This window comes from Microbulbifer maximicatervae (SeqCode) (assembly GCF_052467325.1).
On sequence record NZ_CP174310.1, the window covers coordinates 1,008,889 to 1,032,962 of the forward strand.

The window sequence follows — 24,074 nt, forward strand, 5'->3', positions numbered from 1 at the left end:
AGATATCTGCCGGTGCCCGCCGCAATTTTGGCTTGGGTGCTGGCTGCTTGTTTTACCTTGATGCTGGATGGGTGGTACCTAAGGGTTTTTTGTCCGCCTGATATGCGTAGTGGTTCTGTTTGCTACGCAGAGGGGTGGGAGATCTGGCCCATTTGGATTGTTTCACTGGGGGCGGTACTTTCAGCGTTTATGGTGGTGTGGGCGGCCGCGTTGGCTGCGGCTACTGCCAAAATTAAGGTGGCCCGCAAGGCTTTATTTGTTGGAGCTATTGCAGCTCTGGTGCTAGGTGCTCTTACCGAGTATTACCTGCAGGCATTGCAGGCAATTGCCTCAAGGGCTTTTGCCTGTTGGTGCCTGCAGAGGGTTTGCAGTGGGAAAAATTAACTGACCACTGACCGCCTTTGGATTCGCAATTTCCATCTTTTCACAACGTGCCAGCGCCAGAGGGCACGCATGGCAAAATAGGCCACTGTCGCAAAGAATGCCCCGGCAATCAGAGAGCCGGTAAATAGTGGCAGCCAGATCTTCCCGACTTCACTGGTCAACCATTCCCACGACAGTTCGATGCTGAAATCCACCGGTGGCGCCCCTAGAACCCAGGCGCCGAGCTTGTATGTGCTAAAGAAAATAGCCGGCATGGTGATCGGGTTACTGATCCATACAAGAATCATCGACAAAGGTAGATTGCAGCGCAGCCAAAGTGCGAGCAGGGCGGCAATAACCATTTGCCCTGGCAAAGGGAGGAAGCTGGTAAATACGCCAACCGCAAATGCGACCGAGACTGAGTGTCGGTTCAAATGAAAAAGGTTGGGGTCGTGGAGAAGAGTCCCCAGAAATTTGAGGCCATTGTTGGCTCTAACTTCTTCGGGGCTTGGCAGCCATCGCCTGATAATACTCTTCGGCATAACTCTGTCTGTAACCTGGGTGGTGGCAGCCTAAAACAAGCGCTGTTCCGAGGCCTGGATATTCTATCTGTGGGATTTTCCCTAAGCCCCAAATAAAGCATAGAGCGCTCGCGTTAGTCGAACAGGCTCATCTGGCGCGGGCGCTATTATGCCCACTTAAACATGGCAAGACTACTGCTCTGTTGAAAGTCACCTATTTTGCCCTATTGTCAACAATCCTTAATGTTTAATCGTAGATGCCTGCAGTTGACGAGAGAATGCTGGTGATTTAATGTCATGCCCCATTAAGATTGTCGACAATCCAGGTCTTGCATGACTGTAGTTGGTACTGCCGGTTCAGCTTCAGAGGAACGCCAAAGCCTTGCTGAACGCTTATTTCTGACTTTGCGCGCTGAAATTGTGGAGGGGCAAATTGCCTCTGGCAGCAAAATTAGCGAGCCGGAACTGGCGCGCCGCTTTAATGCCAGTCGCGGGAGTTTGCGCGAAGCCGTGATGCGCCTGGAGTCTTTGGGGCTGCTGGAACGCAAGGTCAATGTCGGAGCCCGGGTTGTAGAGTTAAGTGAGCGCGGCTTACTGGAACTCTATGAAGTTCGCGAAGCCCTTGAGGGCATGGCTTGCCGTCTAGCAGCGGAACAGCGCACCGAGGAAGACCTGGTCGAGCTGCGCCAAATGCTCTATCACCATGAGCAGCAGGAAGAGCTGCAGGCCGGTAAGGCGTACTTCCAGCCGGAAGGGGATTTTGATTTTCATTTCCGTATCGTGCAGGCATCAAAGAATGATCTTCTGATCGATACCCTGTGCAATCGACTTTATTACCGTGTTCGTATGTATCGCTACCAGTTGGGGATGGCCAGTCCCCGGGCCCAACGGGCTTTCCGCGAGCACAACCATATTATTGAGGCCATTGAGGCTGGGGATGGTGAGCTGGCGGAGCTGTTAATGCGCCGGCATATCCGCGCCTCGAGAATAAACATTGAAAAGAAACTGAGGTAGAGCATGAGCCAAAAGCCTTCTGCTGGCGCGCGTTTCCGCGCTGCACTCGCCGAGAATCAACCGCTGCAAGTGGTTGGTACCATCAACGCCTATTCCGCCATTATGGCCGAACGTATTGGTCACAAGGCGATTTACCTGTCTGGCGCCGGTGTTGCCAACGCCTCCTACGGTCTGCCGGACTTGGGTATGACCAGTCTCGATAATGTACTGGAGGATGTGCGCCGCATAACTGCTGCCAGTGAGTTGCCGCTTTTAGTGGATATCGATACTGGTTGGGGCGGCGCTTTCAACATTTCCCGCACCGTTAAAGAGATGATCCGCGCAGGTGCCGCTGCGGTACACATCGAAGATCAGGTAGCGCAGAAGCGCTGTGGCCATCGCCCGAATAAAGAGATTGTTTCCAAGCAGGAGATGGTCGACCGTATCAAAGCGGCGGTAGATGCCCGTACTGATGACGATTTCTTTGTAATGGCTCGCACCGATGCCTTTGCACAGGAAGGGCTCGATGCAGCTATTGAACGCGCCCAGGCTTGTATTGAGGCTGGCGCTGACGGCATTTTCGCGGAAGCGGTTACTGAACTTGAGCACTACCGTGCCTTTAAAGACGCACTAAATGTGCCGATTTTGGCGAATATTACCGAATTTGGTAAAACCAAGCTGTATAACGCCAAAGATTTGGGCGAAGCGGGCGCAGATATCGTACTGTATCCACTGTCGGCGTTCCGTGCGATGAACCGCGCGGCGGAAAATGTTTATACCAGCATCCTGCAAAATGGCGATCAGCAAGCGGTTGTCGACACCATGCAGACCCGTGAGGAGCTGTACGATTACCTGAATTACCACGAGTTTGAGCAGAAGCTGGACGACCTTTTCACAAAGTAGGGACAAGCTGCCCGGTGCGAAAGCCGGGCGCTGCGCTTTCAATTGGATGAACACAGCAAATGTGTATACAACAGGGGAAATAAGAAGATGGTAGAGAAAGCATTGGGCGGTGCTGGTCTGCGCGGCCAGGTAGCAGGTAAAACTGCACTTTCCACAGTGGGTAAATCCGGTTCCGGCCTGACTTACCGCGGTTACGATATTAAAGATCTGGCCCAGCACTGTGAGTTTGAAGAAGTTGCCTACCTGATTTTCTATGGGGAATTACCCACTGAGGGAGAGCTGGCGGAATACAAGGCGCTGCTGAAAGCCAAGCGTGGCCTGCCGCAGGCATTAAAAGAAGTGCTTGAGCGCATTCCGGCTGATGCCCATCCAATGGATGTAATGCGCACCGGTTGTTCCATGTTGGGTAACCTGGAAGGTGAAGAATCCTTCGCCCAGCAGTTGGAAAAAGCCAATCGCCTGCTGGCCGCATTCCCCTCCATAATCTGCTATTGGTACCGTTTCACCCACGACAATGTGCGCATCGAAACTGAAACCGATGACGACAGCATTGGCGGCCACTTCCTGCATATGCTGCGCGATGAGAAGCCCAATGAACTGCACGAGCAGGTCATGAACGTTTCCCTGATTCTGTATGCAGAGCACGAATTTAACGCGTCTACTTTTACCGCTCGCGTTTGTGCTTCCACTTTGTCCGATCTGTTCAGCTGCATCACCGGTGCTATCGGCACCCTGCGTGGTCCTCTGCATGGTGGTGCCAACGAAGCGGCAATGGAACTGATCGAGCGTTTCGCCAATCCAGACGAAGCAGAGAAAGAACTGTTGGGCATGCTGGAGCGCAAAGAGAAGATTATGGGCTTCGGCCACGCCATTTACCGCGAGTCCGACCCGCGCAATGAGATTATCAAAGACTGGTCTGAAAAGTTGGCTGAAGATGTTGGTGATACCGTGCTGTACCCGGTATCTGTTCGCTGTGAAGAAGTGATGTGGCGCGAGAAAAAATTGTTCTGTAATGCAGACTTTTTCCACGCTTCCGCGTATCACTTTATGGGTATTCCCACAAAATTGTTTACCCCGATTTTTGTAATGTCCCGCGTTACCGGCTGGGCTGCACATGTTTTCGAGCAGCGCGCTGATAACCGCATTATTCGCCCGAGTGCAGAGTACGTAGGTGTTGAGCCCCGTACAGTAACTCCAATCGCTGAGCGCGGTTAATTTTCATTTCACTTTTGAAATGAGGCACACCCGGTGTGCCGGCTCCAGATTGCCTTTGGTGAGTGGCCTGGAGCCACCCTCAGAAGAGACACGATTTAAAAAAAAGATTCGACTGATTTACCTGCTATGAATACTGATTACCGCAAATCACTGCCCGGTACAGACCTCGATTATTTCGATACCCGAGCCGCTGTTGACGCGATCCAGCCCGGAGCCTATGCCAAACTGCCGTATACCTCACGTATTCTGGCGGAAAACCTGGTGCGTCGCTGCGAGCCGGCAAAACTGACCGACTCCCTGAAACAGATTATTGAGCGCAAGCGCGAGTTGGACTTCCCTTGGTTTCCAGCCCGAGTGGTGTGCCACGACATCCTCGGCCAAACCGCGCTGGTAGACCTGGCCGGTCTGCGCGATGCCATTGCCGATAAAGGCGGTGATCCCGCCAAGGTAAATCCAGTTGTTCCCACCCAGTTGATTGTGGATCACTCCCTCGCGGTAGAGCACCCCGGATTTGAGAAGGATGCTTTTGAAAAAAATCGTGCGGTAGAGGAGCGTCGTAACGAAGATCGCTTCCACTTTATCAACTGGACCAAAACCGCATTTGAAAACGTCGATGTGATTCCCCCCGGTAACGGCATCATGCACCAGATCAATCTGGAGAAAATGTCTCCGGTGGTGCAGGTGCGCGAGGGCGTGGCCTTCCCGGATACCTGTGTCGGTACCGACAGCCACACGCCGATGGTAGACGCTCTTGGTGTGATTTCTGTGGGTGTTGGCGGCCTGGAAGCTGAGAGCGTGATGCTTGGCCGCGCCTCTTATATGCGTCTGCCGCATATTGTTGGAGTGGAGCTCACTGGAAAGTTGCAGCCGGGTATTACTGGTACCGACTTGGTATTGGCTCTCACTGAATTCCTGCGCCGCGAGCGCGTGGTCGGCGCCTACCTGGAGTTTTACGGTGAGGGGGCTTCCAACCTGACCCTGGGCGATCGCGCCACTATTTCCAATATGACTCCGGAGTATGGCGCTACTGCGGCCATGTTCTCTATCGATGAGCAAACCATCGACTACCTCAAACTTACCGGCCGCGATGATGAGCAGGTAGCTTTGGTAGAGAAGTTTGCCAAAGAGACGGGCCTCTGGTCCGACACCTTGAAGGATGCCGAATACGAGCGCGTACTGAAGTTTGACCTGGATACAGTGGGTCGTAACCTTGCTGGCCCCTCCAACCCCCACGCGCTGTTGCCGGCCTCGGAACTGGCTAGTCGCGGTATCGCTAAAGCCTGGGAAGAGAAAGCCGGTGAGATGCCCGATGGTGCTGTGATTATTGCCGCGATTACCAGCTGCACCAATACCAGCAACCCGCGCAATATGATTGCCGCAGGCCTGATTGCCCGCAATGCGAACAAGCTCGGCCTGACCCGCAAGCCCTGGGTCAAGTCCTCCCTGGCACCGGGTTCCAAAACGGTAAAAATGTATCTGGAAGAGGCCGACCTGCTACCGGATCTGGAGCAGATGGGCTTCGGCGTAGTGGCTTTCGCCTGCACCACCTGTAACGGTATGAGCGGTGCCCTGGACCCGAAAATCCAGCAGGAAGTGATTGATCGCGACCTGTATGCTACTGCGGTCCTGTCCGGAAACCGCAACTTCGACGGTCGTATCCACCCCTATGCCAAGCAGGCTTTCCTGGCTTCACCGCCGCTGGTCGTTGCCTACGCTATTGCCGGCACCATCCGGTTCGATATTGAAAAAGATGCGCTGGGATACGATGCCGATGGCAACCCGATTACCCTGAAAGATATCTGGCCCAGCGATGAAGAGATCGATGCGATCGTACGTCAGAGCGTGAAGCCACAGCAGTTCCGCGATGTGTATATTCCCATGTTTGAAGAGCGGGATGCCGCAGAAGAGCAGGGCCACGCACTCTACGACTGGCGCCCGATGAGTACCTATATCCGCCGCCCACCTTATTGGGAAGGTGCCCTTGCAGGCGAGCGCAGCTTGAAGGGCATGCGCCCGCTGGCGGTGCTGGGTGACAATATCACTACCGACCACTTGTCTCCGTCCAATGCCATTCTGGCCAGCAGTGCTGCCGGTGAATACCTAGCGAAGATGGGCTTGCCGGAGGAGGACTTTAACTCCTACGCGACCCACCGTGGCGACCACCTCACTGCCCAGCGTGCAACTTTCGCCAACCCGAAGCTACTCAACGAAATGGTGCGCGATGATAACGGCGAGGTCCGTCAGGGCTCCCTGGCTCGTGTCGAACCGGAAGGGCAGATTACCCGCATGTGGGAAGCCATCGAGACCTATATGGATCGGAAGCAGCCTCTGATTATCATTGCGGGTGCCGATTATGGGCAGGGCTCCTCCCGTGACTGGGCTGCGAAAGGTGTGCGCCTTGCGGGTGTGGAAGCGATTGTGGCCGAAGGCTTCGAGCGAATTCACCGCACCAACCTGATCGGTATGGGTGTATTGCCGCTGGAGTTTAAGCCGGGCACTACCCGTGAAACCCTGGGTATCGACGGTACCGAGAGTTTCGACGTAATCGGTGAGCGCACTCCCCATGCCACGCTGACCTTGCTTATCCACCGTGCTAATGGTGAGACGATTGAGGCTCCTGTTACCTGTCGTCTGGATACCGCAGAAGAAGTTTCCATTTATGAGGCTGGGGGTGTTTTGCAGCGCTTTGCCAAAGACTTCCTCGAAGCAGAAGTGACGGCCTGAGTTATGAAGTTTGCTCCTCAAATAAAAATCCCCGCGACTTATATGCGCGGGGGAACCAGCAAGGGTGTTTTCTTCCGCTTACAAGATCTGCCCGAAGCTGCACAAGTGCCGGGGCAGGCCCGTGACAATATGCTGCTACGCGTGATTGGCAGCCCGGATCCATACGGTAAGCAAACTGACGGTATGGGTGGCGCTACTTCAAGCACCAGCAAAACGGTAATCTTGTCGCCCAGCGATAAAGCCGATCACGATGTGAACTACCTGTTTGGCCAGGTTTCTATCGATAAGCCGTTTGTTGATTGGAGTGGTAACTGCGGAAATCTAACCGCCGCTGTGGGTGCCTTTGCGATCAATAGCGGTTTTGTAGAGCCCGCCAGAGTGCCAGAAAATGGCATCTGCACCGTGCGTATCTGGCAGGCCAATATTGGCAAGACCATTGTTGCCCATGTACCTATGACCAATGGTGAAGTTCAGGAAACCGGGGACTTTGAACTGGACGGAGTGACTTTTCCGGCGGCTGAAGTGGAAGTGGAATTTATGGACCCTGCCGACGGTGAGGGTGCCATGTTTCCTACCGCTAACCTGGTCGATGAATTAGAAGTGCCCGATGTAGGTGTGCTCAAGGCCACCATGATCAATGCTGGCATTCCGACGATTTTCGTCAATGCAGAAGATATTGGCTACACCGGCACGGAATTGCAGGAGGCGATCAACGGTGACAGCAAAGCGCTGGCGATGTTTGAGAGCATTCGCGTTCACGGTGCGGTAAAGATGGGATTGGTTTCTACCATTGAAGAAGCTGCCAATCGCCACCATACCCCTAAGGTTGCTTTTGTCGCTAAACCGCAGGATTACACTGCATCCAGTGGCAAGGCAGTGGCATCTTCTGAGGTCGACCTCCTCGTGCGTGCCTTATCTATGGGCAAGTTGCACCACGCCATGATGGGCACGGCAGCAGTAGCCATTGGCACCGCTGCAGCGATCCCGGGCACTTTGGTTAACCTTGCAGCTGGCGGGGGAGAACGCAACTCTGTTTGCTTCGGTCACCCATCGGGTACCTTACGTGTGGGTGCTCAAGCCAAAGAGGTCGATGGTCAGTGGACAGCTACCAAGGCCATTATGAGTCGCAGCGCCCGAATCCTAATGGAAGGTTGGGTGCGAATACCTGGCGATAGCTTATAGGGCTTTAGTGATTTCTTTATAGGGGGCCTTTGGGCCCCTTTTTATTTTCCTTCTCTAAAAATTGATTGGGAATCGGTTTTAAATTTTTACTCCAATCAAATTTTATATTCCGCATATATTTAGCTTTATAGGAAAATATAAATTTCAGGTATTCTGACAGCAACTTTTCTTTCGGTTCTCCTATGTTTTTAGGTAGTTTTTTATCTCGGAAAAAACTGTATTTTTATCATTGTGAGACAGGGCTTGCCTTAATAGTCACATCTAGGTCTGTTTAGATATAGCCTTTATTGCTCAGCGTACGTATATTTAAGGCCTGCTGTTGGGATGCGAGGCGTTGGGTAAGCAAGCAGATATTCTCTAAAAAACTCCCAATATTCGTAGAAAGCTGGTGTATGAATCCTACGGTTTCGGTACTTATTTGACTTGCTGGTCGCAACTAGTGACAACAAATTGTGAACTAGTCCTCTTTGTCCTAGTCGCGATCCGCTCTATCGTATCTGAGTTTCTAACGTCCCTTCTTTTTGAGATTTTAGCCTAGCCGCCGTACTGCCGACGGCCCTATGGGATGGCCATTCATTAAAAAATAAATGTGGCTTTCCTTTTGCAGCAGATTGGAGAGACATCAATGAGAATTAAAAAACCACTTACCTTTGCAATTGCAATGGCAAATGTCGCGGTAGTGTCGGCTTGGGCTCAGGAAGATAGCCAACAGGATGACGATTGGGCGCTGGAAGAAGTAACGGTTACCGCAACCAAGCGCGAAACCAATTTGATGGATACCCCCGTAGCGATCAGTGCATTTACGCAAGAAGAGCTTGATCGCCAGGGTATTAAGAATGTAAAAGATCTGGGCAACACTATCCCCAACGTGGATATTGGCTACGATGCCTCCCAGTCCTCCCCAGTAATTTCTATGCGCGGCGTGCGCTCTACTAATACCAGTGAACTTGGCGATCCGGCGGTAGGCCTGCACTTTGACGGTATTTACTCTGCACGTCCGCAGTCCGCAATGGCAATGATGTTTGACTCCGAAAGGGTTGAAGCCATGCGAGGGCCGCAGGGTACTCTATATGGACGCAACTCCACAGTAGGTGCCATCAACGTTATCTCCAAAAGACCGGTAATTGACGAATTTGAAGGTTCTGTCGGTGTTGAACTTGGCCGCTGGAATCAAGAGCTGGTTAAGGGTGTTATCAATATCCCGGTTTCTGACACCTTCGCACTTCGCGCATCCTTTATGGATGAAACTCGTGATTCCTACCTGACTGGTTATTACGATGCTAACCAGTACGACAATCGTTATATTGATGCTGATAGCCTTGGTGCATCTACTCTTTCCGACGATGCAGAACGCACTTTTACCCAAAATGGAAACTGGTGGGCATCTGAGGATGTTTCCCTGGTAAGGGCTGATGCAGATGACTTCTACGGGAATGTTGACCAGCAAGCCGTACGTATTGGTGCCCTGTGGGAACCAAGTGAAGATATTTCCTGGTATGCCGTAGTTGAGCATTATGAGGACAAAAGTGCCGGTGGTATTAATACCATTGACTGTGATAAAGCTGATGAGCGCGATGATGGTGTAAATTGCGAAACTTATTACGGTTCCGGTGCAGATGAATATACGGTAGCAGTGAATGTTCCTGGTGAACTTGATCTCACCATGAGTGCATTCCGTTCTAACTTCCGTTGGGACTTTAGCGATAGCATGGCATTTGTGTACAACACTGGCTATGCAGTACAAAACCGCAGTAACCTGATCGATGTTGATGCAGGTCGAAATACCTGGGACATGAGCATGAGCATCACTGATGCAGAAAATGTTTCATACTCCCACGAGCTGCAGCTCCAATCTACCGATGATGCTCCGCTCCAGTGGATCACTGGCCTGTTCTATTTCCATGAGACCAATGACCTCAATGGTTACTTCTTGGCTTCACTGGATAATGCCGTTTTCTGGCGCCAGCCAGATAGAACGGTTGAGGCTAGTGGCGCATTTGCTCAGGCAACTTACAGTCTTACCGATACAATCCACCTAACACTGGGTGGACGCTACACTCAGGATAAGAAGAGCGATGAGGGCGGTAACAATTTAAGCTGTACCCGCGATTGGTCCATAGAATGGGGCGCTGATGAATATGGCTGCTTCCCGGCCTATGATCAAGCTACCTTTAATACTCTCTCAACAGGTTACTTTGCAGACGACTCGATCTACACTGTAGACACCTACAATGATACTAGTGGTACATGGAGCAATACAGATTATCGTATCGGCTTGGATTACGATCTGACTGATGACGTTATGCTTTATGCCTATGTTGCAACTGGATTTAAGTCTGGTGGTTTGGGTGACGTTATTTATCAATACGAGCAAGACCCAGATACCGCTGAGTATATTTATGATGAGGATGGCAATCGAGTAGTAGCTGGAACCTACGATACCAACTACGATGAAGAATCGGTTGTTACCTGGGAATTTGGTGCTAAAGGTACCTTCCTTGATGGCCGCTTAAATCTGGCTAATACTTTCTTCTTCTCTCAATATAAAGATATGCAGCTTGCCGCACCGGATACTGCGTATACTTACTATGTTGAGGAGCGGGATGACGAAGGTAACTTGACGGGTGATATCACTACTGAGCCCTATGTTATCTATCTGACAAAAAATGCTGCTAGAGCAGAAATAATGGGTATGGAGTTTGAGTTTGACTGGGCTCCCTATCCGAATGGCAGAATTAGTGGTTTTGCCACTTGGATGAAAACAGAAATTACCTCTGATTTCTGGAACCGCTGGAACTTCAATAACCAATCTTTGTTTGAAATTGATGACTGGGGTGCAGCTCACGACAATAGTAACGAGGAGCTATACCGTAACTTGAAGGGTAATGAGCTGCCGGTATCACCGGAATTCAGCTTCACCATCAATTACGATCACACCTTTGAGCTGGCTCACGGTGGTGCAATTATTCCGTTTGTTGGTATTCACTGGGAAGACGAGTCTTACTTGACCTACTGGAACGTTGATAAGCATGAGTTCCCGGTTGGTGATACTTCGGCCTATGACGATAGCCGTGATGCATTCTGGATGGTCAATGCTTCCGTGAAGTACGTAAGCCCAGACGATCAGTGGAATGTTGAAGCCTATGGTAACAACCTGACTGACGAAGTTGTTCCGTACTACGCAGATGGAAGTGATGGCCTGGTATCCGGACCATTCTCTACTCCAATGAGCTACGGTGTGCGCTTTAACTACAACTTCTAAGTAGTTACTGCTACTCCATAATAAAAAGCCGGATCATTTTAAATGGTCCGGCTTTTTTTATATCTCGCCTGTGGTGTCAAAGCTTCTTACGAGTTCTTTAGCCCTGTTAAGACATACAAGTATCTTGGAATTATGTGAGTAGCTAGGCTCTGGTTTTACGCCAAATTATGCGAATCATATAAAATAAAAATAGGGTGATAAGAGTCCAAGGTAAAAGGTATGCGATTGCAGTGATTGCCTCAGATAGCCCGTCAGACAAGTTTTCACCAAAATGAGATAGGGAGTCTGATATGGGGGCCCAGAAAGAAGTGTAGGATTTTGAGTGTAACTCAATTTGAACCGCATCCATCTGAGTTCGCTTGAGCAGTTTAGCTTTTTTCCCCTGTAAATACTCAATATCAGATTGTACCGATGCTAACTTTTCAGCAACCTTGATTAGAGTATCGATGTCACTGGCAGATTTTTGTTCCAGCTCTACAAGCCTCGACTGATACTGGAGTAACATTTCAAGGCGCTTTTGGTTGTCGATAATGACATCTTGTAAATCTTCTGCTTTGGTTTCTCGCTGTATCACTCCTCCTTGCTCTGATGCCAGATCAATGATTTTGTCGACCCCGTTGGGGTGGATTCTAAAGTGGATCCTTCCGTAGGGCTTTTCATCATTACTGAGACTAGAATGCAATATTGTGCTTTCTTTCTCCATCTCTTGCTGGCAGAGTAATTGGAGTTTGTGGCATACAGATTTAATCTCTTTAGTAGGTAGTTGAGCTGTTAAGTAATGTTCGTAAGCAATCTGCTCATTTGGGCTTCATTAAGGAGACTCAAGATTTGTGTTATTCTCCTACGAGTCTGAGTGTTTGTTCTGAATCTGTGTATTAGTGGAAAATAGATAATGTCTACAATAGAGCTGGAAGAAAGACGGAAATCAGAGCTAATCGAAAAGGTTAGGGGTTATTTGTCTAAAGAATTTGAGCTGGAAGTTGGCGGTTTTGAAGCGGAGTTCTTTATTGATTTCCTTGCAAAGGAGATGGGGGCCGGATTTTATAATCAGGGTTTACATGATGCTCAGGTAATAGTGTCCTCTAAGTTGGAGGATATTTCTGATGCAATTTATGAGATAGAAAAGCCTGTCGACTAGAATTACTGCACCTGTTGATGGCAGTGCGATTCTATCTCTTATAAGCTGTTCAGAGATATTACTCCTTAGGTTTTTCTGCCTGGATAAATAGCATGGCTGCAAAAACCAGCACTATTCCAGGTATGAAGCTGATATTAAAGTTTGCCATTTCCAATACTATGGCCACTATTAGTACAAATATCGGATTCAAGAAACTATATGCTGCAACCTTAGTTGCCCCGATCCTTAATGTGCTGAATTGCAGCAAGAAAAAACTAATCAAAGTTGAGAATAAGGCTAAATAGAATAGTCCGCCGTAAGTCTCTGTGGGTATATTTCGCCATTCTATCTGGTTCAAATTTGGAAAAGAGAGCAATAGTAACCAGAGCGCGCCAAATAGAATAACCCAGAACGTCATAACCTCTGTAGGCTCCCCTGAGTGAACCTTCTTGATAAGCGGGTTATATAAACTGAGTGATATAGCACCTAGGGTGAATATCCAATCCCCTTTGTTTAGGTCTAGCGTTATCGCTGTTGAGATACTCCCCTTGAATACAATCCAGGCTGCACCCAGAGTCCCAAGGGTTAGGCCGATAACTTTTCGGGTGCTGCTTCGCTCGCCATTGATGATCAAAGTAAAGATGGCAGTCATCGCCGGAACGGTTGTAAAAAGAGCGCCGGTATTCACTGCGGTGGTGTATTTGAGTGCTTCAAACATACACCAGAAAAAGATAACCAATGGGATGCTGAGTAGAGCATACCCCAGCAGTTTTTTGGGTTCTGGAAGCTGAATCCCGTGCTTTAAAAATATGAAGGGTGCAAATAGTCCCGCCGCAATTAAGAATCGAATCAACATCATGGAATCCGCCGGGAGTGAATCGGCGATTAATTCCCCAACTGGAAATGATCCAGCGACCAGTAGTGTACAAAGTATCATCAGGCAGTGAACCCACCAGAGCGAAGTGTTGGGGCTTGTAGTTGATGGGGTTATGCCCCTGGTAAGCTCACTCATGCTTCTTCCCTCTATTAGCGAGAGATAAGTGTAAGTCGTTTCTGGTAAACTGATAATCCAGAATTATAGACACTCACTGTTGAGGAGAAGGAAACAGTCGCTTATGGAGACAATTGCAGCGATTCCAATATTTGTGACTGTGGCAGAAACCGGTGGCTTTTCCCCGGCGGCAAAGTTACTTGGCATCTCAAAATCAGCGGTAAGCAAGCGGGTTACCCAGTTGGAGCTGCAACTTGGGGTGAAGCTTTTGCACAGAACTACGCGAAAGTTGAGCCTAACGGAGGCCGGGGAGCATTTTTATGAGCACGCACGCATTGCTTATAAATCGGCCAAAGATGCACAAGACGCAGTTCTGCAGCTACAGGGGGAGCCTCGGGGGCGCTTGCGGATCAATGCTCCTATGTCCTTTGGTAGATTGCATCTGGCTCCCTTAATTCCCGTATTTATGAAGCGTTACCCCGAGATTAGTATCGACATGGTACTGGACGATAAAGTTGTCGATTTAGTGGGGGAGGGCTTTGATATCGCTATTCGCGGAGGTGACCTTCCCGATACCAGCCTGATTGCCCGCAAACTTGCACCCCTGAAAAGTGTACTTTGTGCGTCACCAGCCTACTTGAAGGAATTTGGAGAGCCCACAGAACTGGAACAGTTGAGTGCCCATAATTGCCTGATTTTTACTTATTCCAGGGATGTGAAAGAGTGGGGTTTTATCAAAGACAATCACTTACATACCATCGAAGTGAAGGGTAACTATCAAGTAAATAATAGCGAGGCACTGAGGGAAGCTCTTCTTCAGGGTGTAGGGATAGGCCGCTTACCCACCTTCGTGGCAGGACCAGATATTGAGGCTGGAAAGCTAATTCCTCTATTTGAGGAGTACCAGATGCCTGCCAAGTCTATCTACGCGGTTTTCCCTGAGCGGCAGTTTATGCCAGCCAAAGTCCGCGCCTTTATAGACTTTGCAATAGAGTACTTTGGCGGCGATACACCTTACTGGGATCAGTAAACTGTTAACCTTTCGTCAACAGTAAGTCTCCGTCGAACCCCATTATCAACGATAAGGAAACCCAATAAGCTTCTTCTCATCGACATTCAATCAACGAACGATAGTCAGAGAGAAACTTATGGAATTGTTTAAAGCTGTTGAATCCCGCCGCTCGGTTAAGCATTTCGATATCACTGCAGAGATGCCTGCCGAGGACTTCACCCGTCTGGTCCAGGCGACTATGTTGTCGCCGACTTCTTACAATATCCAGCACTGGCGCTTCCTGCGCATCACTGACATTTCCCTCCGTAGCCGGCTTAAAGATGCAGCCTGGGGACAGCAGCAAGTAGAAGATGCTTCTGAGTTGGTCATACTTTGTGCAGATATTAATGCCTGGAGCGATCGGCCGGAGCGGTACTGGGCCGAAGCGCCGAAAGAGGCTAGGGATGTGTTAGTGCCAATGCTAACTGAGTTCTACAAGGGTAAGCAGCAACTACAGCGGGACGAGGCTATTAGAAGCTGCGGATTGGCAGCACAAACCATGATGTTAGCGGCAAAGTCGATGGGATATGACACAGGTGCAATGGTTGGGTTTGACCCAGAGAGAGTCGCTGAGCTGATCAATTTGCCCGAAGGTTATTTGATCGGGATGATGATAGTGATTGGAAAAGCGGCAAAAGTTGCGAATGGGCGTGGTGGACAGCTGTCGATAAATGACGTCCTGTTCGAGAATAGCTTTTAAGGAGACGATAAATAGGGGTGAATCGCTATTGAGGTTCTTTTAGTAGGCCTCAAGGATTAATTGGGTAAATTGTAAAGGCAATTACAGTGTCTATTTACTGGCGTTATCAAAGTTTCGTTATGCTTGCCTAGCTCAAACAATAGATGGGAGATAGAGCAATATAATGAAAGCCCTGTTAGGCTCAGAATAAATTCTTTTCATTGATATTGGAAACGTGAAGTGTGGCTTATGCCTACAATTTTCTTATATCAATGAGAGGGACCTGCCATGAACACCTGTTACCACAAGTTAGTCACAGCTTTCGTCACAAGTGCTACTTTGTTCTCATCACCACTAGTTATGGCTGTTGATTGTGGCGATGTTATAACAACAGCTGAAACCCTGTCGGAAACGCTAAATTGTGAACTGAGCCTGGCGAATCCCTATGCGGTAACAGTAACTGGACCCGGTGGAAGCCTTACGATGGCAGAGGGCGGGGAAATTATTTGTGACAACCCAAATCTAGAAGGTATTGCTGGAATTTTGGTTAATGGATTATCTGGTGCCGTTTATGGTGGGACGATAACCGACTGCCCAGATGGTTTAAACCTGGAGGGAGATGGATTTCATACCATAGATGGAATTATGATATTAAACTCTCCACGAGAGGGAATTGTTATTGATAGTGACTCCAATAATATTGTTGGGAATCAAATTATTGATACTGGCAATGATGATGGTATAGATGTTAGAGGCGATCGAAACCAAATTATCAATAATTATATTGAATCAGCCGGTGATCAGGGAATTACGGTAAATGGTGTGTTTACACTGGTTCAGCTAAATACTGTTGTCGGCAGTACTGATGGTGATAACGGAATTGATATTAATGAAAGTAACACAACAGTTATTCAAAACTTTGTTACCGGCAGTGCGAGTAATGGGATTGAACTCAATGTGGATGTATCAAGTACTTCTATAATACAAAATATAGTAATGGAAAATGGGACAAGTGGCTCGCCTGATACAGCCGGTATCAATATCGCTGGATTCAATAATGAGAATAATGTGGTGGTAGGGAATACATCGCTTGATAATTCTGCATTTGATTTACGTGATCCTAGCGATCCAACCTGTAGTGGAAGTAATACCTGGATTGGCAATACTCATGTAACAGCAGAACCTGCCTGTTTGGATTAAGTTCGGGGAGGTTTTAATCTGGGGAAAGTAGAAGCGTGTAAGTGATACTGCTGGAGAAGACGGAAAGATATACTGCGTTTAAGGTGTGCTGTGCATTCGCGTCTTCCCTATTTTGGGTAAGTTGCGGAGTTACTAAAATTAAACCCGAACTACGATGTTTCACGCCAATGCTGACACTCGATTGCCGATAGGGTGACACTAAGGGATATGTTCAGTGAGAGAAACGACATGGCAGTCTTCTGCTTTATGAAAATCAGTTGTCGCTTCCTACAAAAATCACAATCCGATCGACATTCCCGCTAACATCCAGTACAGCAATTTGGTGCTTACCACTGCCCGGAAGTAGTGCCAGATTTTCGTTTCCGAGGGTTTCGCCCTTGGGTTCACCGTTTAGGAACCAATAGCGCTTTCCCTGTCCGCCAATCGCGCTCAGAGTCAAACGCGGAAGTGGGGCATTTTTGCCGGTAGGTCGATACTGGTTACCGTCTCCAGCTCCGATAATTTTTAGTGGAGTTCCTGTTGTTGCAGTCGGGGTGTAACACTCGGGAGCCGTCGGAGGAATTTGCTGGGCCCGGGTTTGGTTTGCGGGTAGCCAGGATTCCAGTTCTTTTGGCCAAAGGGCTAGGCTATGCCTTTCAGTAGTAGAATCCATACAACTGGGCTTTACCCGCATACCTTGCCGGTTTGCAAAGAAACTAAAGGTTTGTGCTGCCCGCAGAGGCTCACCTTGCGGCGATAGTGTTCTGGGTGTGCGCCCTTGGATTAACCAGGCGTTGTGTTGCAGATGGCAGTGGCTGGTTTGTGTGAGCGTCTTCTGGCCCCCAAGCGGCCAACAAATAGTCTCTTGAGTTACTGAGTCTGGCTTTTTCAGGTGCTGTTGTTTGTTGTCTGGTAATGCGGCGATAACTGCATTCAACAGAGGTGTGGCACTAATGGAGCCATAGTAACCGGGTAGGGGAGTGCCATCCGGTCGGCCTACCCAAATGCCGACGGTGTAGCCGGGAGTTACGCCAATCGCCCAGGCATCCCGGTAGCCGTAGCTGGTGCCTGTCTTCCAGGCGATATCTGCCTTGTTTTGTCGCACCAGATTGCGCCAACGGCGGGAACCTCCGCGATTGGAAGCGAGGATTTCAAATGTAATCCAAGCCGCTTCAGAAGACATCAGATGCCTTTCACGTACGGGCTCCTCGGGTAAATAGCGGGGAGCTGCAGTCTGGCCTCCCCGTGCCAGTGCGGCATAAATACCTGTCAGCTGGTCAAGACGAGCACCTACGCCCCCCAAAATCATGGCCAAGTTGGGTCTACCACCACTGGGAAACTCTAGTGCTAGTCCGGCATTCTCCAGGGCTGCGGCCAATCGACCGGGGCCGTAATGTTCCAGTAGCTGAACAGCAGGGACATTGAGAGATTTCTGAAGGGCGGCAGTGGCGGTGACAGGGCCGGCGAAGCCTCGATGGAAATTTTCAGGGCGGTAATCGCCGTAGATGCGGGGCGCATCGCTGAGCAGGGAGGCGCTGTGGATCAGGTCCTCATCAATGGCAAGTCCGTACAAAAAGGGCTTGAGCGTAGAGCCCGGTGAGCGTACAGCCCTGGCCATATCCACATAGCCATAGCGGCGCCCGTTACCAAAATGAGAAGCTCCCACGTAGGCGCGCACGGATAAATCGGAATTCTCCAAAACTACAACAGCTGCAGATGTTTTGGCTGGATAGCTATCCATATGATCGCGCAGAAAATCTTCCAATCCGCGCTGGATGTTGCCGTCGATTGTGGTGCGAATAACTTCTTGATCGCTGATGGTATTTACCAGTCTGCGAGCTAGGTGTGGGGCGTTTTGTGGGAATTCCAAGCGTTCCGCATAGACCTGCTCAAGTTGAGCGCGCTCAACATCCTCTGCGCTCCAGACGGTAAATGACTGCAGTCTATCCAGAACTTTGTCCCGGGCTTTTTGTGCCTTTAGAGGATGCCGATCTGGTCGCAGGCGGCTCGGAGCCTGAGGCAGTACAGCTAGCAGTGCAGCTTCCGCATGGGTAAGGTCGGAGGCTGATTTACGCAGGTATAGACGGCTGGCTGCTTCCACGCCTTCAATATTGCCGCCGTAAGGTGCGAGGCTCAGGTACAGATCGAGAATTTCATTCTTGCTGAAGTGCCACTCCAATTGCAATGCACGCAATATCTGCTTGGTTTTGCCCGGCAGAGTTTTGCGGTGTGGGTCCAGTAGTCGCGCTACCTGCATGGTGAGAGTGGAACCGCCGGAAACGACTCGTCCATTGCGAAGGTATTGGACTGAAGCTCGCAATAGGGCTAGCGGATTTATTCCAGGGTGCCGATAAAAGTGTCGGTCTTCGTAGGTGAGAAGAGCTTCGATAAAGCGCGGTGATACATTTTCCCGAGATATTGGGTATCTCCAAACTCCGCGACTGTCGGCAAAGAAGCGTAGTGGTTTGCCGTAACGATCTGCAACGACCCGTGCAAAATCTTGAGTTTCGGGAAGAGGTGGAGGGAAAACAAAGTCGAGCAGTAGCAGTACCGCTGTGAGGGAGGCGGGCGCAAGCAGCAGTGCGCGAACTCTGCGACTGCTGCTTTGCCAGGCTCTCCGGATAGTGGCCAACAGCTTCACTGTTTACCGATTACCCGCAATTGCGTTAGGGGATTTTCACCGATAGCGAAGCGTTCCGGTTTGTACATATCCTCTACGTAGGGTGGGGGCACCTGATAGTTGCCGGGGGTTACTGCGCGGGCGATATAGAAGAGATTGGTGGTTTTGTATCTCAGCTGATCCAGTGCCGCCACAAAGCGGTCATCGCGATATTCAGTGTGTTGGATATTGTCCTGGGTGTCCTGCCACTGGGCAATACTTTTGCCATCGAACTCGAGTTCATCCACTTTGACACTATCGGCCAGGTTTTGATTCTCCAGCTCAAAACCTGCGGGCAATAGGTCCACGGCAAGTAGGTCGGGTAGGCGCTGGTCCGCGTCAATTTGCAAGCGCACCAGGTAAAGCTCGCCCTCACGAACCTGATTGGGAATGACTTCCGTGCCATCCAAATTGTGGTAGCTGCGTTTAATTCTGACACCTTTATCCATCTCCGCCTCAGGTGACTTCTTGCTGTAACCATTGATAGTGATTGCTGCATAGAGCTTTTCTATCTGTGCAGTTACCTCAAGTGCGCTGGCGGCTTCGCGCCCACGGAATAATGCGCTGTGCGGGTTATCGCTATTGAGCTCGCGCAAGCCATCAATACTGGCTATAGTCGCAGACCAGTTTGCACTGCTATTGAGTTGCAACTGTGCTCCAGCCATAAACACACTATTGCGCTCCTGGGTGCTGAGATATTGGCGGCCGTGGAGAAGATCTGCCAGTTCGAACACCAGGGATTCCGTTTTATCACCTGCGAAATTGTGCTCTAGGAGTAGGGAGATCATTTGGGCCGTATCCCGTAGGCCTGATCCATAATCGCCATAGTAGCTGCGGCGTTTGCGCTCGATTTTAAGCGCTTTTTGCAGGGCCTCCTGGGCCAGGGTGGCATCGCCCATGGTGTGCAAAGCGATTGCCATATGCAGATTTGGCAAGGGAGATTGGGTCAGGCTAGAGCCGCTTTCATAAAGGGTACGCAGTTGCCCGAGAGACACTTTCTGTACTCGTGAGAGCACATAGGCAGCGTAAGCTCTTGAGGCATAAGCATAGAAATCGGGACTATAGCTATAGCGTTGCTGATAGAAAGCACCGCGCTCACGGGCATAGTCCTGCAGGCGCTTGAGTGCGGATTCCAGGCGGTTATCGTCAAATACGATTCCCTGGTCCCGGGCCCGCAATAGAAGATCGACTACATAGGCGGTTAGCCACTGGCTTTCGGAAGACTCGGAACTCCATAGGCCAAAGCTGCCGTTCCCTTTTTGCATACTGAAAATGCGTTCAATACCTGCGTCGATACGTTCGGCCCGCTCATTCTCATCCAGAGGTTCAAGGCCCAGTTTTTGCTGTCGCTGCGGCGTTGCCATGACTAGTGGGAAGGTCCGGCTGGAGGTTTGTTCCAGGCAGCCGTAGGGGTATTGCAGCAGGTTGGATAGGTGATCCTGTAACTGCAGTTGCGGTCGGCTGTCCAGGGATACCAGGGTTTGAACAGTTCCAGGCATTAGAGAATCCAGGAAGCTGCTATCGGCACTGAAGCTCTCTCCCTGGGACAGGAGTCTGCGTTGGTTGCGTGTGGTTGCCGGCCAAGCGGGGCGCACGCCCAGGCGCCACTGCTGTTCGATATCGATATCATTTCCATCTTTATCGACGGCACCCTGCACGACCAGTTTGAACTCCGCATCTCCGGTGGCATCCTTGGCGGTGATTGGGAAGCGCAAAGTTTTGCGTTCACCATCCGCCAGTTCCAGCATCCGCTCACCCATTTCCAAATCTACCGCGCCCACTGATTGCATATTTACAGTGAGTTTCTGGGAGCGGCCACTTAAGTTATTGAGGTCAAGGGCCAGTGTACTGCTATCACCGGGGGCCATAAAGCGAGGCAAGGCGGCTTGGGTGACAACCGGTGAGGCGACTGTTACTTCTCCGTCGGTGCTACCGAATCGGTCTTTGCTGAAAGAAACCGCCATCAGGCGCAGCCGTCCGTTAAACTCCGGTAGTTGTAGCGCGACCTTTGCTTGGCCCTGAGTATCAAATTCAACGGGTCCTGAGAATAAAGATACTATTTGAACATCGGAGTTGGGCTCGTCGCCGCCTCGGGCCAGTTCCGCATCGCCGCCAAAACGTTGCTCCACCAGTTTGCCACTGTTGGATTCAATAATGCGATGATAGATATCCCTTACATCCACACCGTAACGGCGCTGGCCAAAAAAGGCCTCGAAGGGATCCGGGGTTTTGAAGCGGGTGATATTGAGTACGCCGACATCGACGGCGGCCAGGGTGGCCCAGGCTTTGCTTCCGTTTTGTTCAATAGAATTTTCGTCGGCAGAAATGGTAACTTCAATTTCCGAGCCGGGCAGGGCATTCGTGGGCGCTTCTAGTGAAATGGGCAGACGCCGAGGATCACGATCCAGGGGCAAGTGGGCGAGACCAAAAGCGCGATTGGGGGCGATACGCTCATTCTTGTCCGCAGGGCGCAGAGCAGTAACAGAAATATAGGTGTCGTGGCGATCCCACTCAGGAGAGATTGGGATTTTGATATTGGTGCCCGACTTTTCTACAGGTAGTCGTTTGGACCACAATAGTTGGTCGCTTTCCACCAACACCAACGCCTCTCCGTCAGCGGGCGGTACTATGGTGAGTTGCGCCAGATCTCCAGAAGAGTACCTAGGTTTATCCAGTGACAGGGCCACGGTATCCGGACGCGCAGCCTGGCCTTTGGCTACTTGATCCTTACGCCACCAGTAATACCAGTCCCGGCCGGCGTGGAAGCGTAAGCTGCTGGTTGCCCCCGTATTGGTATCAGTGACTTCTAAGCGGTAGTGGCCATGTTCCACTGGGACTGTGAGCTTCAGTGGCTGCTCTTCGGTGAATTGGAGCTGGCGACTGAAAGTTTCAAATTCAGCACTTGAGTATTCATAGTGCCAGCCCCGATTTGCAGAGTACTCCCAAAAGTACTGGCGGTCTTCGGAAATTAACACCGCTTTGAGATCCCGCCCGATAACAGGCTCGCCCTGTGCGTCGGCAACCATTATTTCAAATTCAGGCCTGCTGTTGGCCGATGGGTTTTCCTCTCCAAAATTTGGGCGAATACCTACCACCGGGTGTGTGGGCCATACCAGGACTGGATGTTGGCGAGTTACCGGGCGGCCGCCGGATTCGAACAGGCTGGAAACCAAGTTGACTTTCAGAGGGCTCTTTGCTTGTTTCCAACGGGAGCGCAAGGTCAGATTGCTCAACCCTTCCTCATTGAGCTCAATCGTTGGGGCATGAAACTGTCGCGTGGGCAAAGACTCATTAGTGTTCCCAAATAAGAACCCTTTCCACTGGGGGAAGGGTTCGCGATAGTGGCTAATTTGCACCAGAGTTTCCAGGCGGTTCTTTGCCGCTGGCGCACCATAGAGATAGCTACCTTGTACCTGAAGTTCGAAAGATTCTTTGTGGCCCTCTACCAGACTGCGCTCTTCACCATCTTGCAAAACCAGATTCATTCGCTCTGGCAGGAATTCTTCTACCTTAAATGGATAATTCACTTTGCGCCCATCGGCTAGCTCAACCTCCAAGCGCCAATCACCGGTAGGTGCATTTTGTGGAAGTGGGATAAGATTTTCGTAGTATCCGGGCGCGCTGGCGTGCCATGTGAATGCGCGCGCGCTGGTATTATCCGGCTTTATGAGTTCTGCCTTGATCGGCAGGTCTTTGATATAGCGACCATCATAATTGCGCAGCAGCCCGCTCACCTGGATCGATTCATTGGGGCGATACAGATCTCGCGGGCCATACATGAAAAACTCCATCGGCCTTGAAGGGCGCTGGCCCAACTGAAAATCCGAAAGGTCCAATGCAGGTTCACGCAGGTCGAGTATGGAGAAGTGACCGGTATCAGGATCTCTTGCGATGAAGAAGCGCTGTGAGTCTTCCTGTTCCTGCGTCAGAGCAAAGCGCACCTGGCCGTCTTGTTCGGTTGTGTATTGCTGGATTAACTCCCCTTTGTTGTTGAGCAGCTCAACCTCAATACCCTTAAGAGCCTGCCCTTCATCCAGAGATGAAACATAGAGGTCAACACTGTTTGGATAATACCGCGCATGAAGGCCTAAGTTGGAGATGGAGAAGTGGGTGACGTCATAGAGATTAGTGTCATACACGCCTGCCGGCTGCATAACCGCGACATAGATTCCTGGTTGCTGCAGGGGCTTTATATGTCCAATAGAGAGGTCGAAATCTCGCTGGACGTATTTCTCCTTGGTGAGATCGAACTGGGCACTATAGACAAAATCGGCCACTTGATTGAGGGACTTTAAGCGATAGTAGTATTTAAGTGACTGGCTTTTGATCAGCCTGAAGAACTCGGAATAATGCTCAGGTTTCACTCTATGGAAGTGAATCTGTGCAGCCTCAACACTGACTACAGTAACAGGTAGGCCGGGAGTTACCGTCGCGGGAAAAATACTTCCATTGCTGGCAAAGCTGATACTGGGCTCAATCCGTCGGGTGCGAATCTTCTCCTGTTTCTCTTCCTGTAACTCCAAGCCGTTTTCGCCGGGCAGACCCGGGAGCACGGTGAGTTTATAGCGAGTATCTGGTTCAATATGAGGAAAATAGAGAATTTTCTGGTTATCGGAGAGAACCCAACCACCATCTACACGCTCGCCATCGTCACGGGATAGATTCAAGTAGGAGCCAAAATGGGCATTGCCCAGTAAAGGTTCAGAAAAGATAACAGCGATGGCCCGTGCATCTTTAAACGTCCGCTCCCCAACATGAAGGACCTTTAGAAAGTGATCCCCGGAGATTTGAGTACTGGCTGTGACTTGTGCAGGGGTAGCATCATTCTCTGTCAGCTCAGTTGAATTACTTTCAGAAGTGCGCTGAGCTTCATCAGCTTTCGAGCTTATTTCACTAGAAGAGGCCGCTTCTTTTTTATGCACTTTCTCAGTGGGGCTGAGAGCTTGTGCCTGGTTGTTACCCTCTTCAACGCTCCCGCCTTCCGCAAGCTTGGGGGTGTCAGCGAGTTTCTTCTCTGACTTTTCTTGTGAGCAAGCCATAGCTATAAGACAAAGAAGAATGACCGCAATCCAGCGTGGTGAGCGGTGAAGGGACATGGGTATTTCCTTATAGAATCCATTTAGCGACGCACAATTTAGTCCGTCTTTAAATATGTCTCAAGTTTCCTCCAAGGTTTCCGTGCTCGGTATCTACTTCTGATGCAAGTGTGTATCAATAGTGAGGCGGGGATTATTG

Annotated in this window: 16 protein-coding genes; 11 read left to right on the top strand and 5 right to left on the bottom strand. The window is 50.3% G+C overall.

Annotated features, from left to right (window positions below; translation table 11 throughout):
- Positions 1–12 precede the first annotated feature (12 nt).
- Complete coding sequence (locus ACJJIE_RS04870) at positions 13–384, top strand: hypothetical protein (RefSeq protein WP_444893746.1); 372 nt, start codon at positions 13–15, stop codon at positions 382–384.
- Here the strand turns inward: ACJJIE_RS04870 and ACJJIE_RS04875 are convergent.
- On the bottom strand, positions 381–905 hold the full coding sequence (locus tag ACJJIE_RS04875; RefSeq protein ID WP_444893747.1) for a DUF2062 domain-containing protein: 525 nt from the start codon (positions 903–905) through the stop codon (positions 381–383). The genes ACJJIE_RS04870 and ACJJIE_RS04875 overlap by 4 nt on opposite strands.
- A gap of 312 nt (positions 906–1,217) precedes the next feature.
- Between ACJJIE_RS04875 and ACJJIE_RS04880 the strand changes: the two genes are divergently transcribed.
- The 6 genes from ACJJIE_RS04880 to ACJJIE_RS04905 all read left to right on the top strand — a co-directional run bounded on the left by ACJJIE_RS04880 (position 1,218) and on the right by ACJJIE_RS04905 (position 11,163).
- Entirely contained in the window at positions 1,218–1,898 is a 681-nt protein-coding gene (locus ACJJIE_RS04880; protein WP_282932633.1) for a GntR family transcriptional regulator, read from the top strand.
- 3 nt (positions 1,899–1,901) lie between these two features.
- Entirely contained in the window at positions 1,902–2,780 is an 879-nt protein-coding gene (prpB, locus tag ACJJIE_RS04885; protein WP_282932634.1) for a methylisocitrate lyase, read from the top strand.
- A gap of 87 nt (positions 2,781–2,867) precedes the next feature.
- Positions 2,868–3,995 carry a bifunctional 2-methylcitrate synthase/citrate synthase gene (prpC, locus tag ACJJIE_RS04890; RefSeq protein ID WP_444893748.1) on the top strand — a complete coding sequence of 376 codons (1,128 nt, stop codon included), beginning with the start codon at positions 2,868–2,870 and terminating at the stop codon, positions 3,993–3,995.
- Between the two features lie 126 nt (positions 3,996–4,121).
- Positions 4,122–6,719: a Fe/S-dependent 2-methylisocitrate dehydratase AcnD gene (acnD, locus tag ACJJIE_RS04895; protein ID WP_444893749.1), complete on the top strand. Its 2,598-nt coding sequence runs from the start codon at positions 4,122–4,124 to the stop codon at positions 6,717–6,719.
- A 3-nt stretch (positions 6,720–6,722) separates the two neighbouring features.
- A complete protein-coding gene (gene prpF / locus ACJJIE_RS04900; protein ID WP_444893750.1) occupies positions 6,723–7,901 on the top strand; it encodes a 2-methylaconitate cis-trans isomerase PrpF in 1,179 nt (392 codons plus the stop codon).
- Between the two features lie 625 nt (positions 7,902–8,526).
- Positions 8,527–11,163 (top strand): TonB-dependent receptor, encoded by a 2,637-nt coding sequence (locus ACJJIE_RS04905; protein ID WP_444893751.1) that lies wholly within the window; start codon positions 8,527–8,529, stop codon positions 11,161–11,163.
- A 142-nt stretch (positions 11,164–11,305) separates the two neighbouring features.
- Here ACJJIE_RS04905 and ACJJIE_RS04910 read toward each other — a convergent pair whose 3' ends face one another.
- A complete protein-coding gene (locus ACJJIE_RS04910) occupies positions 11,306–11,956 on the bottom strand; it encodes a DUF4349 domain-containing protein (RefSeq protein WP_444894750.1) in 651 nt (216 codons plus the stop codon).
- 99 nt (positions 11,957–12,055) lie between these two features.
- Between ACJJIE_RS04910 and ACJJIE_RS04915 the strand changes: the two genes are divergently transcribed.
- Positions 12,056–12,301 carry a DUF2164 domain-containing protein gene (locus tag ACJJIE_RS04915; protein WP_444893752.1) on the top strand — a complete coding sequence of 82 codons (246 nt, stop codon included), beginning with the start codon at positions 12,056–12,058 and terminating at the stop codon, positions 12,299–12,301.
- A gap of 58 nt (positions 12,302–12,359) precedes the next feature.
- On the opposite strand, the gene ACJJIE_RS04920 is transcribed toward ACJJIE_RS04915, so the two are convergent.
- On the bottom strand, positions 12,360–13,292 hold the full coding sequence (locus ACJJIE_RS04920; RefSeq protein WP_444893753.1) for a DMT family transporter: 933 nt from the start codon (positions 13,290–13,292) through the stop codon (positions 12,360–12,362).
- 103 nt (positions 13,293–13,395) lie between these two features.
- Between ACJJIE_RS04920 and ACJJIE_RS04925 the strand changes: the two genes are divergently transcribed.
- From ACJJIE_RS04925 to ACJJIE_RS04935, 3 genes are all read left to right on the top strand, one after another.
- Positions 13,396–14,301, top strand: a complete 906-nt coding sequence (locus tag ACJJIE_RS04925) for a LysR family transcriptional regulator (protein WP_444893754.1) — start codon at positions 13,396–13,398, stop codon at positions 14,299–14,301.
- Between the two features lie 118 nt (positions 14,302–14,419).
- Positions 14,420–15,022, top strand: coding sequence for a nitroreductase family protein (locus ACJJIE_RS04930; RefSeq protein ID WP_444893755.1), 603 nt, complete (start codon positions 14,420–14,422; stop codon positions 15,020–15,022).
- A gap of 267 nt (positions 15,023–15,289) precedes the next feature.
- On the top strand, positions 15,290–16,201 hold the full coding sequence (locus tag ACJJIE_RS04935; protein WP_444893756.1) for a right-handed parallel beta-helix repeat-containing protein: 912 nt from the start codon (positions 15,290–15,292) through the stop codon (positions 16,199–16,201).
- 253 nt (positions 16,202–16,454) lie between these two features.
- Here the strand turns inward: ACJJIE_RS04935 and pbpC are convergent, their stop codons facing one another.
- On the bottom strand, positions 16,455–18,821 hold the full coding sequence (pbpC, locus tag ACJJIE_RS04940; RefSeq protein ID WP_444893757.1) for a penicillin-binding protein 1C: 2,367 nt from the start codon (positions 18,819–18,821) through the stop codon (positions 16,455–16,457).
- Complete coding sequence (locus tag ACJJIE_RS04945; RefSeq protein ID WP_444893758.1) at positions 18,818–23,935, bottom strand: alpha-2-macroglobulin family protein; 5,118 nt, start codon at positions 23,933–23,935, stop codon at positions 18,818–18,820. Before ACJJIE_RS04945 ends, pbpC begins: the two co-directional genes overlap by 4 nt.
- Positions 23,936–24,074 lie beyond the last annotated feature (139 nt).

What these genes read in the sequence shown, in the direction of transcription:
- ACJJIE_RS04875 (WP_444893747.1), bottom strand. Translation starts at nt 905, where the DNA reads ATGCCGAAGAGTATTATCAGGCGATGGCTGCCAAGCCCCGAAGAAGTT.
- ACJJIE_RS04880 (WP_282932633.1), top strand. Translation starts at nt 1,218, where the DNA reads ATGACTGTAGTTGGTACTGCCGGTTCAGCTTCAGAGGAACGCCAAAGC.
- prpB (WP_282932634.1), top strand. Translation starts at nt 1,902, where the DNA reads ATGAGCCAAAAGCCTTCTGCTGGCGCGCGTTTCCGCGCTGCACTCGCC.
- prpC (WP_444893748.1), top strand. Translation starts at nt 2,868, where the DNA reads ATGGTAGAGAAAGCATTGGGCGGTGCTGGTCTGCGCGGCCAGGTAGCA.
- acnD (WP_444893749.1), top strand. Translation starts at nt 4,122, where the DNA reads ATGAATACTGATTACCGCAAATCACTGCCCGGTACAGACCTCGATTAT.
- prpF (WP_444893750.1), top strand. Translation starts at nt 6,723, where the DNA reads ATGAAGTTTGCTCCTCAAATAAAAATCCCCGCGACTTATATGCGCGGG.
- ACJJIE_RS04905 (WP_444893751.1), top strand. Translation starts at nt 8,527, where the DNA reads ATGAGAATTAAAAAACCACTTACCTTTGCAATTGCAATGGCAAATGTC.
- ACJJIE_RS04915 (WP_444893752.1), top strand. Translation starts at nt 12,056, where the DNA reads ATGTCTACAATAGAGCTGGAAGAAAGACGGAAATCAGAGCTAATCGAA.
- ACJJIE_RS04920 (WP_444893753.1), bottom strand. Translation starts at nt 13,292, where the DNA reads ATGAGTGAGCTTACCAGGGGCATAACCCCATCAACTACAAGCCCCAAC.
- ACJJIE_RS04925 (WP_444893754.1), top strand. Translation starts at nt 13,396, where the DNA reads ATGGAGACAATTGCAGCGATTCCAATATTTGTGACTGTGGCAGAAACC.
- ACJJIE_RS04930 (WP_444893755.1), top strand. Translation starts at nt 14,420, where the DNA reads ATGGAATTGTTTAAAGCTGTTGAATCCCGCCGCTCGGTTAAGCATTTC.
- ACJJIE_RS04935 (WP_444893756.1), top strand. Translation starts at nt 15,290, where the DNA reads ATGAACACCTGTTACCACAAGTTAGTCACAGCTTTCGTCACAAGTGCT.
- ACJJIE_RS04945 (WP_444893758.1), bottom strand. Translation starts at nt 23,935, where the DNA reads ATGTCCCTTCACCGCTCACCACGCTGGATTGCGGTCATTCTTCTTTGT.